At 41.1% G+C, this 17,593-nt stretch carries 9 protein-coding genes; 3 read left to right on the top strand and 6 right to left on the bottom strand.

Translation table 11 applies throughout. The features are described from left to right. The first annotated feature begins 394 nt into the window (after window positions 1–394). Window positions 395–2,950, top strand: coding sequence for a type I DNA topoisomerase (gene topA, locus NEPTK9_RS02945; protein ID WP_194847338.1), 2,556 nt, complete (start codon window positions 395–397; stop codon window positions 2,948–2,950). After that, window positions 2,934–4,127 (top strand): O-antigen ligase family protein, encoded by a 1,194-nt coding sequence (locus NEPTK9_RS02950; RefSeq protein WP_194847339.1) that lies wholly within the window; start codon window positions 2,934–2,936, stop codon window positions 4,125–4,127. The genes topA and NEPTK9_RS02950 overlap by 17 nt, the downstream gene beginning before the upstream one ends. Here the strand turns inward: NEPTK9_RS02950 and NEPTK9_RS02955 are convergent. From NEPTK9_RS02955 to NEPTK9_RS02980, 6 genes are all read right to left on the bottom strand, one after another. Next, window positions 4,039–5,004 carry a mannose-1-phosphate guanylyltransferase gene (locus NEPTK9_RS02955; RefSeq protein WP_194847340.1) on the bottom strand — a complete coding sequence of 322 codons (966 nt, stop codon included), beginning with the start codon at window positions 5,002–5,004 and terminating at the stop codon, window positions 4,039–4,041. The two genes, NEPTK9_RS02950 and NEPTK9_RS02955, sit on opposite strands and share 89 nt — an antisense overlap. Before the next feature lie 271 nt (window positions 5,005–5,275). Next, on the bottom strand, window positions 5,276–5,719 hold the full coding sequence (locus NEPTK9_RS02960) for a DUF1016 N-terminal domain-containing protein (RefSeq protein WP_194847341.1): 444 nt from the start codon (window positions 5,717–5,719) through the stop codon (window positions 5,276–5,278). A 10-nt stretch (window positions 5,720–5,729) separates the two neighbouring features. Beyond that, window positions 5,730–7,529, bottom strand: coding sequence for an ATP-binding protein (locus NEPTK9_RS02965; RefSeq protein WP_194847342.1), 1,800 nt, complete (start codon window positions 7,527–7,529; stop codon window positions 5,730–5,732). After that, window positions 7,530–9,161, bottom strand: coding sequence for an ATP-binding protein (locus NEPTK9_RS02970; RefSeq protein WP_194847343.1), 1,632 nt, complete (start codon window positions 9,159–9,161; stop codon window positions 7,530–7,532). A 23-nt stretch (window positions 9,162–9,184) separates the two neighbouring features. Beyond that, window positions 9,185–10,297, bottom strand: a complete 1,113-nt coding sequence (locus NEPTK9_RS02975; protein ID WP_194847344.1) for a glycosyltransferase family 4 protein — start codon at window positions 10,295–10,297, stop codon at window positions 9,185–9,187. 59 nt (window positions 10,298–10,356) lie between these two features. Further along, window positions 10,357–15,090, bottom strand: a complete 4,734-nt coding sequence (locus tag NEPTK9_RS02980) for an NACHT domain-containing protein (RefSeq protein ID WP_194847345.1) — start codon at window positions 15,088–15,090, stop codon at window positions 10,357–10,359. Window positions 15,091–15,291: 201 nt separating this feature from the next. Between NEPTK9_RS02980 and NEPTK9_RS02985 the strand changes: the two genes are divergently transcribed. Continuing rightward, window positions 15,292–17,568, top strand: coding sequence for a hypothetical protein (locus NEPTK9_RS02985; protein WP_194847346.1), 2,277 nt, complete (start codon window positions 15,292–15,294; stop codon window positions 17,566–17,568). Window positions 17,569–17,593 lie beyond the last annotated feature (25 nt).

The following is a 17,593-nucleotide window of genomic DNA, read 5'->3' on the forward strand; positions in this document are numbered from 1 at the left end:
TTTTTTTTCAGGTTCAAGGGGGCAAAACGACCACATACTTGCCTAAAGTAGGGGTCATTTTGCCCCTCTGGACCTGGAGAAAAAGAAAAATTCAAGCAGGTATCCATTAAGTGGCTGTCACAGGTCTTAAGCTGGGTAACTTATGTGATTTCTAATTCCCGTTCAACCAAAATTTTTACGCATAAGAGTCAATTGCAAAATTATTGACCAATCAATTTTTGGAAAATTTTTGGAAATTTTTCCGTTTGATGAAAATTCACATGCCCTTTAGGGTAGGATATTTAAGTAAAACGACAAAATTTGTGAAAAGAACCAAAAAGTGATCATCAATTATTTTCAATTGGCTCGTAGGGTTGCAATAAATAAAGGGGTTCAGTAGCCTGAAGGACCAATTATGGCTAAAGGTAAAACTCTTATTATCGTTGAGTCTCCCACGAAAGTGAAGACTCTAAAGAAATTTTTAGGAAGCTCCTATCATGTGGAGTCATCGGTCGGTCATATCCGCGATTTGCCCTCAAAAGGGTTTGGAATCGATCTCGAGAACAAGTTCGAGCCTGAGTACGAAAACCTCCCTGACAAAAAAGATGTGATCGCCAAGCTTCGCAAAACGGCGAAAGAGTGTGATACGGTTTACCTATCTCCCGACCCCGATCGTGAAGGGGAAGCGATTGCCTGGCATATTGCTCATATCCTTCCAAAGGGGCCCAAAGTGGAGCGGGTTACCTTTAATGCGATTACAAAAGATGCGGTTTCTGAGGCGCTCAAACACCCTCGAAAAATCGACCAATCCCTTGTCAATGCCCAGCAAGCCCGCCGCCTCCTTGACCGAATGGTCGGATATAAGATTTCCCCCATCATTTGGAAGCGGATCAAGCGGAGCAGTTCGGGAGGCAGCCTTTCTGCAGGACGGGTTCAATCGGTAGCTCTTAAGCTTGTTGTCGATCGGGAAAAAGAGATCGAAGCCTTTAACCCTATTGAATATTGGACCATTTCTACGACTCTCCAAGGAGATCTAAAAGAGCGCTCCTTTGTTGCCACTCTCCATTCGATTGGAGGGAAGCGGATTGAAAAAGAACTTGTCGAAGGGAAAGATGTGGTCACCGTTCAGAGTGAGATCGAGGCCAAAAAGCTTGTCACTCAGCTCAAACACTCCAACTTCAAGATCGCAAAGGTCGAGAAAAAGGAGAAAAAGCGGCGTCCTGTCCCTCCCTTCATCACCTCAACGCTTCAGCAAGAGGCAAGCCGCCACTATGGCTTTGCCGCTTCACGAACCATGGGAATCGCCCAAAGTCTCTACGAAGGGGTTGACCTCGGATCAGAGGGAACCGAAGGTTTGATCACCTATATGCGTACCGATTCGGTCCGCGTAGAGATGGAGGCGATCAATGCCGCACGCACACTCATCAATAGGGCCTACGGAAAAGAGTACCTCCCTTCCAAACCTAACTTCTACACCTCAAAGAAAAGTGCCCAAGATGCCCACGAAGCGATCCGCCCGACAAACCTCACCCATCCACCCGATGTGATCAAGTCTCACCTCACCCCTGATCAGTATAAGATTTACCTCTTGATCTGGCGCCGCTTCCTTGCTTCCCAAATGAACCCCGCGATTTACGATACCGTCTCTTGCGATATTGAAACCGACAAAGACCTTACCCTCCGTGCCACCGGGTCGATCATCAAGTTCAAAGGATTCTTAGCCGTCTACCAAGAGCGGGAAGATGTCGATGACGACAAAAAAGATGCCGAGAAACTCCTCCCTCCTTTGAAAGAAGGTCAAACCCTTAATCTCCTTGAAGTCGAGCCCACTCAATCATTTACCAAACCTCCCCCCCGCTTCACAGAAGCTTCCCTTGTTAAAGAGCTTGAAAAATCGGGAATTGGCCGCCCCTCTACCTATGCCTCGATCATGAATAAGATTCAAGGACGAGCCTATACCGTTAAAGAACGTCTAGCTCTTAAACCGACCGAGCTTGGAAAAATCATCGCTCAAATGCTCGAAACCCATTTCACGATGGTCATGGATATAAGATTCACCGCGCGAATGGAAGATCAGCTCGATGAAATCGCCGAAAACAAGCAAGATTGGAAGGAATTCTTAGACAAGTTTTGGACAAAGTTTGTCCCCGTATTAGAAAAAGCAGAAAAAGAGGCGGTTGTTCCAAAGGAAATGACCGATATCAACTGCCCAAAGTGTGGAAACAAACTCCAAAAGATCTGGTCGCGCGACAAATACTTCTACGGATGTTCCCACTACCCAGAGTGTAAGTTTACCGTTTCGATCGAAGCGCTCGAGTTTAAGAAAGAAGATTACGCCGAAAACTTTGACTGGGATCAACCCTGTTCAAAATGTTCCTCCCCAATGAAGATCCGCTTCGGCCGCTTTGGAACCTTTCTTGGATGTACCCGCTACCCTGACTGTAATGGCATCGTCAACATCCCGAAAAAAGATGAGCCCCTTCCCGATGACCTCCCCAAATGTCCTGCCATTGGATGTGATGGTGACATTAGGCAAAGAAAAAGCCGATGGGGAAAACCCTTCTTTAGCTGTTCCAACTACCCAGACTGCGATGTGATCGCCAATCAAGTGGATGAGCTAGAGATCAAATACCAAAACCACCCGAAAACCGCCTATGTCAAGAAGGTGAAAAAGGGAGCGAAGAAAACCGCTGCAAAGAAAAAAGCGACCAAAAAGAAAACCACCCGAAAAAAAGCTGTTGGAAAACCTCTTTCCCTTTCACCCGAGTTAGAAGCCATTATTGGCGCTAAAGAAATGTCTCGCACCGAAGTGACCAAAAAGGTTTGGGAGTATATCAAAGCTCACGACCTTCAAAACCCCGATAATAAGCGGCAAATCGTTCCCGATAAAGCTCTTGCAAAAGTTTTTGGCCACTCCGACCCAATCGACATGATGAAACTTGCGGGCATCCTCAGTGCTCATCTTACGTAAGATCCAATACTTTCTTATTTACTGTTTTGTTTTTTTTGGCCCTCTCGGAACCCTTCTCACCCCCTCTTTCATGCCCTATGCCTTCCGCTTCTACCACTTCTTCCTCCTCTTAACGCCCCTTCTTTTCTTCCGCCTAAAAACCGATCAATGGAAAACGGTCCTTACCTTTGTCCCTTTCCTCGCCTACTGCCTCATTTCAGCCTACTTTACCCATAATAAAGAGGTCGATCGAGATGCCTACCCCCTCTTCCGCGCTTTCCTCTTCGTCTCGCAATGTCTGTTTATGTTTGGAGCAGCCTTCTGCCTTGAAGAAAAAGCGCGAGGGCGACTGATTCGCCTTTATTTAGCAGGTTTTTTGATCTCGTTAATCATGGGTTATACTTTTTACTTGGGTTACTATTCGGGAAAAATCTCTTTTGCTACCCTTCAAAAGTATTCTGTAGAAACCCAAATGGGGTGGGGACTTCTCCGCTTTTCTCCCGGCACTTATCCCAATGAATATGGGAATGTCTCAAGTTTTGTCCTTGCAATCCTTCTCATTGCATTTGCTAAAAAGCCTCGCTTTCTCCTTTTTGTTTTTGCTTCTCTTACTTTTATAGCCCTTCTCTTAACGACAACCCGCGCCGCCTACCTCTCTTTTCTTGTCACGGTCATTTATCTTTGCATGACCTCTCGATCTGCTCGAAAAGTGGTCATCCAATTTTCTGTCGTTTGCCTTCTTTTTCTTTTCATCCTCAAATATTACTCAATCGATTTCTTCACGATCTTTATCAACGGAGTAAAGGCGATTAGCTTAAATTATGGGTCAACCGGAGTTCGCTTTACAGAGTGGATCAAAGGAGCCGTCGAGCTCAATGGCAATGTCTTTTTTGGAAACGGATTTGGAGCCAATATCCTAACTCACAACATCTATTTGGAGCTTCTCTATGAGCTTGGCATTGTAGGAATAGTGGTTTTGGTGGTTACTCTGGTTTACTTCTTTAGCCAAACCCGCCTACGCCGCCTAAGCCCTATTACCATTGTAGGGCTTATCCATGTTTTCCTCTTTGCGGGGAGTAACCACAACATGCACCACCACTTAACGTGGTTTACTCTTCTTTTACTAAGTAACTTTTTGTTTCAGAAAGACGAGGCAAGTGCTTTTTCGAACAGATCACCACTTTCCCTCCCCGCTTAATGACCACAAGATCTTTGACCCCAAGGGTGACAATCTCATCGCCAAAAATCATCGATCCTTCGGTATCGATCGCTTCGACAGCGCCCGAAAGAAAGTTCCCTGCGTCATCTTTAGGTAAAGCTTCTTCAAGCCGGTCCCAAGAGCCAAGGTCAGACCACCCAGAAGGGTAAGGGATCAGGAGGATGTTTTCTGTTTTTTCCATAATCGCATGATCGATCGAGATAGTGGGAAGGGCTTCAAAAGGAACGTCCCCTTGAAACCAGGCAAATAACTCGGGAGCATGGGTTTCAAACTCCTTTAAAAGGGTCTTAATTTGAAAAACAAAAATCCCCCCATTCCAATAGTAATTCCCCTCCTCTAGCAGGTGGGTTGCGGTATCGAGGTCGGGCTTTTCAACAAACCGCTTTACCTCCCCCTCTTCGGTCTTGATGTAGCCATACCCCGTTTCGGGATAGGTAGGGGTAATGCCAAAGGTGACAATCGCTCCACCGCGGGCTCCCTTTTCTGCTGCAGACAAAAGGTGGAGAAAATCCTCTTCCTTTTCAAAGTAGTGGTCCGAAGGGCAGACAATACAAACCTCTTCCTCTGAGGCTCCATTTTCTACCAAATGCTTTAGGGCAAGGAGGATGGCAGGAGCGGTGCTTTTGGTGGCCGGTTCAACAAGAACCGCCGCCTGGGCGCCTAGTTGCTCCTCGAGCATCGGAGCATATTTCTCGCTCCCAACAACTAAAACGGCATGATCTTTTGTAAAGCGGCGCACTGTTTGCTCTAAAAGAGAGCCCCCTTTTCCAAAGGAAAGAAACTGCTTGGGAATCTCTTCAGAAGAAAGGGGCCAGAGTCGGGTTCCACTTCCTCCAGCTAAGATAATGGCCTTCATCAGCTCACACCTTTTTTGGAAGGAGATTTCTCAACAAGAGCGCTGAAAAAAAGCTTTTATGATAAAGCACTAATGTGTTGTACAAAAAATTTTTGGATGAAATTACGCCCAGATTTTGGGTTCCAGTATTCTCGAAAGATCGAGAACATTGTCTATGGACAAGGTGAGATTTTGAAAGAATTCTGGGGCCGAAAAGATGGGTTAATTTCGACAAAAAACTTTTTTTACAACACACTACCAACCTATTTCTTTTTCTTGTGTTTTTCTGACATTATATTGATCTCCTGGAAGCATACCAAAGGCGTTCGTTGTTATTCTTCAGTTTTTGGATGAGAAGAATGTTATGCCCCCATGGAATATCAAAAATAGGGAGAGATTTCAATTGTCGCACAGTTTGTGCGACTTTTTCATAAGCAGCAAAGAAGGCCTTCATTCTAAAGATATTCGCCCTTGAAAAGCCTTCTATCCCAGGAAACTCTTTCTGGAGGTCTTTAGCTGCCCTTTCCAAGGTCTTGCTTCCCCAACCTTCCTGCTTTTGTTTTTCAACTATTTCTTTACCAATTTCCCAGTATAGCTTAATAAGCTCACTATTCACAGCTAAAGCTGCCTTAATTTGGGAAGACCGTATTTTAGCCTTTAAAGAGTTGATCAACTTTGTATACTCAGGGGGAGAAGCCTCCCCCTTTTTAGGAGATAAAAACGATTTTTTAGGCATCAAAAAAACCTTATTCTCTTTTTGCTTGCACTTTTTTGGAAGGGAATGCTTGTTTCAGTTCTCCTGATGAAGAATAAAGCATCCCCACCCAGTCAGCAACGCTGCGAGACTTAGAGCTAAAATTAACCCCTAGAACTAAGATATCTTTCCCATCAAGAGAGTACCTTTCTTTATAGTTCCTTTCCTCTGCTTGCTTAAACGCAATATCAGCTGTTTGATACCCAAACAAGTTCAAGAATTGGTTTTTGCCTGCGCCAGCATCCCCACATTTAACTCTCTCTGCATCGCCCCTATCTCTTCGATAGGGAACTGCTTCGAGGGATCTAAATTTGGGGCGCTGGCTTTGGCAAACTCCCAATTCTTGAACTTGTTTGGGTATATCAAGTTTAAGTTCAAAAATACAGATAGCATTAGGCGTCTCACAAACAAGATCTATCCGACCAGTATTTGTTGCTATTTCAGTGAATGTTTTGATACCAGAAACTTCTAGCAAAGTAAAAAAAACCGCTTGGTAGAACCCCTCATCCGCCTGGTTAAAAAGATGGTATGCAACTTTTGAAAAGTGGATGTTTATTTTCGCGATAAATGCTTCAATGCGAAGTAGCTCCATATCTTGGAAAATTTCTTTAGCAGCCCTTTTAATGATTAAAGGCTCAGCTTCTGTAAACTCTTCAATAAGAGAATTAAAAAAAGCTTGCTCAACCTCTCGATTAGGAAAGTCTAGCTGATAAGAATCCTCCTGAGAATTGTAGCCCTTTATCGTTAAGTAGCCCGTCTGGAACATCATCGCAGATAGATGGATCCGGTCAAGGTTGCTGATGTCTGAAAGAGTCGTTCTTAAAACCGACTTCCCCCTCAGAGAGGTGACCAACTGAGGTTGCTTTCTAATTTGATTGATTAGAAAGGAAGGGGTTCCAGTACTATACCAGTAGCCTGAAGGATCTCTTTTACTCATAAAATTAAGCGTAGAAAACGGGTTGTAGACACAAATATCACTTTTTGAAAACCGATAACCGTTATACCAACTTCGAACCTCATCTATAACAGATTCCTCTGAAGCATCCTGATCTTGCTGACGCTTTTCATGAACAACTTGTTGAATATGATCTTTAAATGCTTTCCTTAGTTCTTCTTCGGTATATCCCATGATTCCCGCATATTTTGGATCCATTGTAATATCATTTAAATTGTTAAGAGAAGAAAAAAGAGAAACCTGAGAAACCTTGCTAATCCCTGTTATAAATGTAAACTTTAAATGTTTGTCCAGGCTTTTAATCGTTCCAAAAAAGTCCCTCAAAATATCCCTATTTTTTCGAGCGATATCGAGATCCTCCAAGCGATTTATGATTGGCTTATCATACTCATCGATCAAGATGACTACCCTACTTTTGTATTTATTTGCCAACCCTACAACTAGCGTATCCAGTGCAACTTGGATATCAGCTGTAATAAGGGAAACGCCGTGCTCTTTAGCAATGATTTCCAGTCGAACCTTTAACGATTTTTCCAGCTGATTTGGAGTAGTACTCGCAACTTTCGAAAAATCTAGGTAAACAACGGGATAGCTTTGCCAGTCATAGTCACTCTCATAAAGCCCACACCCCTTAAAAAGCTCCTTATTGCCAGAAAACACCTCATATAAGGTATCTAAAAACAACGACTTACCAAATCTTCTAGGGCGAGATATAAAGTAATAGGGGGACCCTTCATCCAGCAACTGTTTAATAAACGGAGTTTTATCAACGTAAACATAGTCACCCTGCGAAAGGATTTTTCCAATACTCTGAATGCCAATGGGTAATTTTTTCATCTATTTAACCTTTAGATCATCTCCTGAATCAGGGAAAAGCTCTCGAATGACTTCCCCAGACTCAGAAAGGAGCTCTCCCTTCCACTCAGAGACATTTCGAGTCTCTGAGGAAAAGTTTGCTCCTACGATGACGATATCCTTTCCTTTATTGATATAGGGCTTAAAGTACCCTTTCCGATGGATTTGCTTTAGAGCACCATCCGCACAACCATCCAGCTTAAGCTCGAGAATATATTTCGTCTTGGCCATCTCTAAAACAACATCGATCCGTCCTGTATTTGTCGATCGCTCCGATAGTGGGTCAAACCCCATCCCATGTAACATCGCTAAAAGCATCGCTTGATAGGTCCGCTCTTTAGCACCCGAAAACGCCTGATAGGCAAAACTCGAAAGCCCCACTTTAATATGATCAAATAAAGCGCCTACCTGATATTTCTCCAAAGCATTTACAAATACTTCCGAAGACCTGACATCAGCCGTGCTTGTAAAATGTTTCACCAAGGAATCCATAAAAGCTGTTCTCACCTCTTCATTTGGGATCCCCAAATGGTAGCGCTTTGAAATGGGATGATAATCTTTAATGGTAAAATAGCCTGTTTGGTACATCAAAGCCTCCAAATCGATATTCTCCAAGGAGCTAATATCCATAAGTTCATTCTTTTTTGCTGTCGTTCCATCCAAAGAAACCATCGATTGAGGATGACCTTTAAGCTGGTCGATCAGAAAAGAAGGAGTTCCCGTGCTGTACCAATAGCTCGCTGACTCTTTTTTGCTCATAAAGTTGAGCGTAGAAAACGGGTTGTAAACACGAATATCACTCCTTGAGAACCGATAGCCGTTGTACCAACTCCGAACTTCATCTAAAATAGCCTCCTCTGAGGTTCCATCTTCCCCTTGGCTCCTTTCTTGAACCATTTTTTCAATATGGTCTTGAAAAGCATCTTTCAGCTCCTCTTCTGTATACCCCATGATTCCCCCATACTTTGGATCCATGGTGATATCGTTCAAATTATTGAGTCCCGAAAAAATGGAAACCTGAGAAAACTTACTCACCCCGGTGATAAAAGAAAGCTTAAGATACTCATCCAGACTCTTTAGCGTTGCAAAAAAATCTTTCAAGATCTCTCTATTTTCCTGAGCAATCTCAAGGTTACCCAAGCGGTCTATGATCGGTTTATCATACTCATCAATCAACACCACCACCTTGCTATTTTTTGCCTCTGCAAGACGGCTGATCAAACAATCAAGTCCCTCCTGAACGGTGGGGGTTTCTACCAAGACGCCCCTATCCGCCCCAGCTCTCTTGATCGCCCTTTTTAGTCCCCCTTCAAACTCCTCCGAAGAGCGATTAATCACCTTAGAAAGGTCAAACCGAACCACCGGGTATTCTTTCCACTGGTAGCCACTCTTGTCGATCTTGAGCCCCTTAAAAAGCTCTCGACCTCCAGAAAAAACCTTCTCCAATGTGCTCAAGAAAAGAGATTTACCAAACCGCCTTGGCCGCGCGATAAAGTAGTGAGGAGACCCCTCATCCAAAAGATCCTTAATGAAGCCGGTTTTATCGATATAAACATAGTCTCCCCCCGAAAGAATCTTGCCAATACTCTGAATGCCAATAGGTAATTTTTTCATTTAGGATCGCCTCTCCCCCCATTTTAAGGCATATCCCTGACAAGTTCAAGAGATTTTAGCCGATCCTCCACGAAGGCTTGGAACTCCTCCTTAAAGCGCTCTTTACGGAAAGTTTCAGCGTGGGCTCTGATCCTTTTAGGATCAAAGCTTTTCCTTTCAAAAGCCTCAATCGCCTCAATGAGAGAAGGCACCGTCTGCTCACGAAAAAAAAGCCCCGTTTCACCCTCAATGACCGTCTCCAGAGCGCCCCCCTTGCCAAAAGCGATGACCGGGGTCCCACACCCTTGCGCCTCCACCGGCAGAATCCCAAAATCCTCAAGCGCAGCAAAGACAAAACCCTTGGCTTTCTGAAGGTATGAGCGGAGCGTTTCCCTATTCTGGTAACCAAGAATTTCCACATTTTTCTTCGCTTTACCTTTCACCTTTTCCATATCAGGCCCGTCCCCAATGACCACAAGCTTCTTATCAGGCATCTGGCTAAAGGCTTCTACGATCAGATCTATCTTTTTATAGGGAACCATCCGAGATGCGGTCAGATAAAAGTCCTCTTTTTGGTCTGTAAACCCAAAATAGTCCACATCAACGGGAGGATAAATGACAGCAGCCTCTTCACCGTAGAGTTTTTTGATCCGACGGGCGACATAGTGGGAGTTAGCGACGTAGGCATCGACACGAGAAGCTGCTTGCGCATCCCACATCCGCAGGTAGTGGAGGAAAACCTTCACGATCACCCCCTTTACACCACTTTTAAGCTTTGATTCTCTAAGGTATTGCTGATAAAGATCCCAAGCGTAGCGCATCGGGGTGTGGCAGTAGCAGATATGGAGCTGGTCGGCATGGGTCAAAACTCCCTTTGCAACAGCATGGGAAGAAGAAATCACAAGGTCATAGCCAGAAAGATCAAATTGCTCAATCGCAATCGGAAAAAAAGGGAGGTAGGAGCGGTATTTTTTCTTTGCCCGAGGAAGCCTTTGAATAAAGGAGGTCTTTGCCTTTTCAAACGGGGTCCCCACCACCGCTTTCGGATCTTTCACTAAAGTAAATAGGTCTGCGGGGAATACCTCCAACAAAGCCTCTAAGACCTTTTCGGCTCCCCCCATCGTCGTTAACCAGTCGTGTACAAGCGCTACTTTCATAACGCTGCACTATATGGAGAAAGGCTTAGAAATGCAAATCCCAATTGAGCATTGGCCTGTTACTTATTGCTTGAAGAGCTGCTACTGCTGCTTTGACGCATTCGCTCAACTCTTTCACAGTAGCTATCTTTTTGACTCTGTGGTAACTCCGAGCTATTGACCCTCTTTTTAAAAGCATCTATATCACATGCACGTGGACATTTCTGAATTTCCTTAAGTTGGTCTTCCAGAGTTTGACCTATGGAGCTATTAGAGCTTGAGAAGGAACTGTTACTAGCTTGCTGATTATTATCTACTAGGATATGCGATACCAAAGCATCTTTTTTGGATTTTATCAATTTATGAATAATCTTACTGTTATTATCGTGAAGGGTGATTTTATCTGAGCTTAATTTATAGCAAGGCCACTGTAAGAGCCAACAAGCTTCAATAAGAAGATTTTTATCAATTATATTTTTTTTGCTTAGCAAATGAGTACTGTTTTTTTTCAAGAACCTAATAATTTTCTCTTGGTATGAGGTCAAAGAAGCCTCTTTAGCTAACTTGATTAATGAATCAAGCGCCTTTTCAGATAATTTTGGGTATACTTTGGTAATTTCTAAAATAACCTCGAGAAAATCAGGTTGGAGAGCACAACCTAAAAAACAGATCTTTTGAGCCTTATCTTTCAGATTGAGAATTAAATCAACTGCAGTTTCTTCAGCGGCGATTTTTTTTTCTTTTATAATCTCATTTAAAATATCTAAACCTCCTCTGAGAGGTATTGTATTAATATTCTCCAAGCAAATATCTAAGCATTCTTCTGATACCTTTGACTCCTTTTTTATGAGGCTTATAACTTTGGATCTTACATGAGGAAAAAGACTAAAGACCCCACCTTTAAAAAACTCCTCTAGGGCTAAATTTAGGTCGCTGGAGCTATCTATAGCTTTACACAAATTAACAACCTTAGGTAACTTGCAAAGTTCTTGTACAGAACTTATAGAAGGATAGTGCTTTTTACAAAACGGAATAACTCTTGATCTTATGCCAAAAAATTTTGATTTTTGTAATTCCGATAAAATCAAAACAAACTTTTCTTCATGACAGTCATGTTGTCCAAATTGCTGGGGTATTGTTCCAGAACCCACTGGATTTTTATTGAAAGAATCACCTACTCGTTCTTTCCTTTTTTTTATAAAATTAAAAAGCTTTTCTTGAAGATCATAGGATTCAGATTTAGAAGCTTTCTTTAATCCTTCAAAAGCATTTTTCTGAATGCTCTCTGTACCATCTAAGCTGATATTCCATAAGGCATTTATCCTGCTTTGCTGAATAAAAGGCGAAGAAGCTGTTGATGAAAAATCCAATATCACCTTTAAACACTTCTCTTGCCCAAGAAGCGTATTACTAAGAATAGCTTGCTCCAAAGTCTTAATAATTTTTACACGGAAGCTATCATCATATGACGAACTTTTAATAAGCTTCTTAAGCAAACCAAAAAAAAATTTTGCTTCTTTCTTATTTTTTAATGACTCACTTTCCTTTAACAGCAGCTCTAGCTTTAAGAAAGCTTTGTCTTGAGCCATTAAAATATAACGGAATGAATTGAAAGAAAAGGATTTAGAACTAAATTCGCTTAACTCTTTTAAGAAAAAACTCTTAATGGCTTTGATATCATTTGCAGCATCTAACTTTTTTTCAATTTTCACATAACATAAAGCAACCCAAATTTCTGTTTGAAAAAAACATTTAATCATTCTTTCTTTACGGGCATCTATAGTTTCTCTAGATTTCCTTTTTTTCTTACTGATAGCGCTTTGGTTATAGGACTCGTTATTAATTAGTTTTGTGACTTTTTCCATGCCTCCAATCTCATAAATAGTATTCATAATATCAACTAGCGATTCTATGCAATATATTTTGTGATTTTTATTAACTAAAAAAATAATTTTTTCTACAACACTATCTAGTACAAGGGCTGTTTGGTGAAGCTGTCTTATTAGTTTGTTGGCCTCCCTTAATTTTCTTTTTTCTTTTGGTTCTAAAAGAGCATTTACAATTACTTGATTGTCTAAAAGCCGTGGACTTCTATTCAAAAGTTGAAAATTCATTTCTTGAATGGGTGCTTGTTTAATATATTCAGCGGCACATTTAACTAACTCCTTATACTGCTTAACCTTCTCATGCGCATTACACTCTTCAAAGCATCTTGCAAAAAGGCTCAGTTCATATCCTTTAGCTAAATCTCGTGGCTTGCTAAATAAGTCATCAAAAAAGGCCTGTAATATATCTTCGTTTTTATAGGAAAGGTAACCAGAGGTCATCGATAACATCAGTCGATAGCGAGGATCAAATTTATTTTTTTGAATAAACTCCTTAACCTTTTGTTGATTTCCCTCCAGGTACCACCTTGCTAGATGTCTAGCAGCAAAAAACTCTTGAAAGGTTAAATGAATAAAGCGCCCTTCTCTTTTTTGTATCCGAAAAATCCCCATTTTTTTCAGTTCAGTCTCTGCCACTTTTTTTAGACATCGTCCAATATCTCTTGAGCTTAAATATAAGCTTCCATCTTTTTCGCAAGTTGCCTTCCAAGCTAACGTTTCTAAAGCTAGTGCAATAGGGTTTGCTTCATCTAGATCAAAAGGATTTGAGAGATCAACCACATCATCGTGACTATACTTCCCGCTTTCATGCTTCATAAGAAAACGCTTACATAGCCACTCCGTAATTTCTATGTAGATTGAAGTAATAGTAATAGGACGTTCTAGCTTAAAGGTTTCCTCCCTATCGAGAAATAACGTACATAAGAGAGTAAGGTTAATCGGGATGGACGCTAAGCTCTTTAAAATAGGCTCTTTTTTTAACTCCGTCTCAAGATTCTCTTTTCTTTTTGCCTTTTCTGCACTGTTTAGGTTTTGCTTGCGCTGTTCAAAGTAAGTTTTAACATATTCAAAGATTCCCTCATCATCAAATCCTAAAACTTCGAGCTCTGATACTTGATTAAAACGTGAAACCCTTTGAGGTCTTGAAGTTAAAAGAATATTAGGAAACGCTTTTTTAAGCTGGTCAAATAGGCCTTGTTTGGAGGCAGAGAGTTCATCGTATCCATCCAAGATTAAAAGAGACTTTTTTCTAATATCTTCTTTGTTGAAAAGATCTAAAAGCGCCATTTCTTTCATCCCACATTCTTCTGCTAGGATTTGATAAATGCTTTTGTTTTCGTACTTCTTTAGTTCGAGGTTTCGCAAGGGCGTCCAAAACAAAAATTTAAACTCTTTGTTCCATAGTCTACCATTTGCCCAATCGAAAGAAACATGGTGACAAAATGTACTTTTCCCTGAACCTGCAGAGCCAAAAATTATAACTCTTTTCTCACCCTTTTCTTCTAACTTCTTAGCATTCCAGATTTCTTTGGGGAGTATTGGCGCCTTTGGTTTAAAAATCGCCTCATGTGTAATGGGTCTTAAATCTTGAACTCCAGAAAGTTTTTCATTTTTTAGTTTTTGATTTTGCTCGTCCCTTTCCTCTTCTTTAATCATAGCAAGGCGTGTATAGGCATGCTCAATAGGCAAATGATACTCAAAGTCTCCATCGTCTTGCATATTCAATACGGTTAAGGTTTCTCTAGCTTTGTAGTTCTTCTCTAAGCACTCTTTCAGCTTCGCTTCGAGAATACTTTCTAACGGAACCGTTGTTCTGTTTTTAACGTTCTCTAGCTTTTTCTTTCTGGAAAGATCTCTGCTGATCATTGAAGTCCTGACACCGAGTCTTTCTACTTGCTTTCCTTGGTAGTGAAGAGCAATAAAATCTCCTTGAGCATTAATAAGCGCTCCTCCTGAAGATCCTGGAGCAGCCTTAGCGTTATGTCGAACCTCGCAATCAAAGACTTTGGTGACACTTCCCACATCGAAGCATAGCTTTCCCTTAACAAGGCGGTCTGTTGTTAAGACATCAGGGTGCTGAATCAAGGAAATGCGGTCATTAATACTGGGTTTCACTGAGTGGAATAGCGATAGTGCATGGTTATAAACTTTCGCAAGCACTTCAGTATGTTTAAGAGCGACGATAGTGTAGTCAAGGTGGTCTTCATCAACAGATTGAGGGTTGTTAATGGTTCCTTTTCTAGGACTAGTGACGAAGAAACCATTGCTTCTTTCGTATGGGTTTAGGTCTATTTCTGGTGTTAGCTCAAATTGAACTGTTTTTTCCTTGCGATATTTGAAAAAAACCGCTTGAGACTTTGCGGCAACCTTTTCATTAGGGACAACATGGTGGTTGGTAATCAAAAGATCTGAGCCTATTAAGACACCTGTCCCTCTAGTAGATGGGGTAATAATTAGACAAACTCCCTTCATTTTTTCTTGAATGATCTGGTTAAAATTGGTGAGATCGGTTGAGTAGGCAGTTGTGCCTTGAACAGTTAGCTGGTCTTCGTCTGAATCTGAGCTGTCAGTCGAACTGGGTGAGTTCCAATTATCAAAAGGCTCAGCATCTTCAGAACTTGGTGGGTTAGCTCTATCTTGGGTGTCTTGGGTTAAAAAGCTTTTGCTACTATCTAAATCCGAACTATCAGAAGAGCTAGTCCACCTATTTGTTGTGTTTTTGAAGCTGTCTTGGCTCTCATCTGAAGAGCTATCAGAGGAACTAGCGTCCCACAGTTCTGAAATTTTTTCTATGTTGTAAGAACTTGCGCTTGACGGCTCTGCTTTATTCTCAAATTTATGATCTGAGTCATCATCAAAACCAGAGCTGTCTGATGAACTATCAGAGCCCCACTTAGCAGGCTTTTGATAAGATACGGATCCAGTCATTTTAGAGCTCCTTCAGATAGTTAGATAACCCTCAATTGTCTTCAAGATCTACCAAAGCAGGGGATGATACTGATTTTTTAATTTTTTGTAAAAAAATTTAGACTGCACCTTAGCTTTTATCAGCAAAGTCAAATTACTTGTTGACAAAAAAAGTGAATATAAGAAGAATTGCAATTCAATATTTAACCTCAGGGAGTCGATATGTCAGGTTCTTCAAATTTTTTTCCAAAAAACCCTAGTCTATTATCTGGATGGAACGCTTTTCAAAAAGCAGTTGATCCTCTGATTAAGGCGACTTCTTTTGAGCCAAAAATTGCGACTGAGCGCTCGGAAGAGCTCTATAAAATTGCTAAAAATTATCGAAGTGCCATTTTTGAAGATAAGTCAGCTAAAACACTTACCCAAAAACAGCTTTCCAAGGAAGAAAGGACCCAAATTCTATATGAAAAACAAAAGGCCTTTCAAAAAGCTCTAATAGAGAAAAATATTCCTTTTCCTATGATATTAAAAGCATTAGAGATTTTGTCTTCTCAAGAAGTTCAGTGCTTTGACCAGTTGAAATGCTCTCTTTCTAAAACAAGTCGAATTTTTCTTGAGCTTTTCATATATAAATGTTCAATTGAAAAGAGGCATATCTATAAATCTACTGTTACTGACATCCAAAAACAGCTTAAAAAAGTCCTTTCAACTCTTCCAAAAAAAGAAGTAGAAACCCGCTTTGCCCTTCAGTGCTCTGCAGCTGCAACTAAAAAGCTTGAGCCTGGCAAAGGGAAGTGGACAGAGGTTGTAAGAGATCACAGATCCCCCATTGCAAAAGGGATTGCTGAAATGGCTTTATCGGCTTCACCTACCTCTATCAACTTATCTGTGCTAGTCTCTCCACTTGTAGATCTTTCTGTCCGTATTTACAAAGAAATTGAGGAAAAATGGTACAAAGACATTTGGGCTTTAAGCTGGCATGGTGCAGAAAACGTACCAGATGAAACAGCCTTTAACCACCTCAGTCCTTTTTTAGAGGACGCTGATAAGCACAAGTATTTAGCCCAACAAGCTAGTTATCTGTTTATGCAAATCATCCAAAGCCCCGAAGCTGATCTCAAGCTAAAAAGAAGGGTTTTCGAAGGTAACTTCCCCAGCCTTTTAACCTTATCTCAAATTGAGAAACAAGAAATAAAATTATTTGGCAAAATAACATTAAGAAAAGATCCCTTTTGGAGGGTGCGATATGTTACAATTAAACATCTTGCCACTCTTGTGAAAGAGAAAGATCCAAATTTTGAAAAAGCAAGTTTACGTAAACTAGCTGCAAGGTTTCATAGAGAAAAACATCCCTACCTTGATGACCTCCTTTCTTCAACAATATTAGGATTGATTTATGAAAATCAAGACAAGCAGCCAATAAAAAGTTCTGATATAGATGGTAAAATCAAAAAGAGCCAAAGTCGAGAACAAGAAGTCGATGAAAAAATCAGACTTTATAACAAAAATCTTGTACCCAACAGACGGAAGCTTAATACGACTACTAGGGGTGATGGGGCATGCGCTATTCATGCGCTTCTTGGGAAAAAGATTAAAAATGAATATGTATTTTATTCTCCAAAGCCCACAGGAGATGTTCAGAGGGATGCAAAAGATCACTTTGTAAATGCCTTTCAAGAAGCTGTTAAACAAGCCCATTTCAAGAAAGAAATCATAGACTGCTTAGATGAATATTTTTCTAGGGAAAGCAAAGACTATCGATCTTTGATCGCTGGGCTTGATCTAAGTAGCTCTCAAAAACAAGACTTATACTCTTTTTATGTTCAGGTTTTAGATTCTCCAGAAATTGATAAGGAACTTTTCGAATTATTAAGAAAGGCAGCCTCTGCAACTAAGGGTTGGGATAAGCTTGAAGACCAAGAGCTTGCTCAACAGTTAAAGAAGGATCAAAAGCAGTGCTTGGATGCATTTGAACCTGTTCGAAAACAAGTTTTTAGCTGGGCTAAGGAAAAAGGAATCAAAGCCCTTGATGCCACCAAGAAGAACCTTAGGAAATTTGAAAGGTCAAGAGATAAAACGAAAAGAAACTATCTCCTTGAACATCGCAGTAAATACTTTGCAGGTATTAAGCCTTCAAGCTATTACTTAACCGACAACGAGCTTAAGCTTGCTTCTCTGCTATTTAATAAACAAGTCACACTGATATCTCGAGGTACCAAGCGAACAATTGGCTCTTCTACGGGAGAGGAAGTCACTATCCTACACGAAGGGCTTCATTACTCGCGCATTGACAGCTCAGAAAGACAAGAGCAAGGAACTTCAACACAAAACGCTCAATTGACTAAAGTAGACAGAGATGAATATGCAAAGCACGAAAAGCTACTATACCTCGAGAAAGAAGGATTAGAGGCTCAACAACACAGATTAAAACGCTTAAAAACAATGCTAGAGAAAAGCTCCAACGCTCTAAGCTCTAGCAGCTCTTCGAATAACAACTGATGCCTCAATCATCTGAAGGAGCTCT

The organism is Candidatus Neptunochlamydia vexilliferae (assembly GCF_015356785.1).
In the GTDB taxonomy this organism is placed as follows: domain Bacteria; phylum Chlamydiota; class Chlamydiia; order Chlamydiales; family Simkaniaceae; genus Neptunichlamydia; species Neptunichlamydia vexilliferae.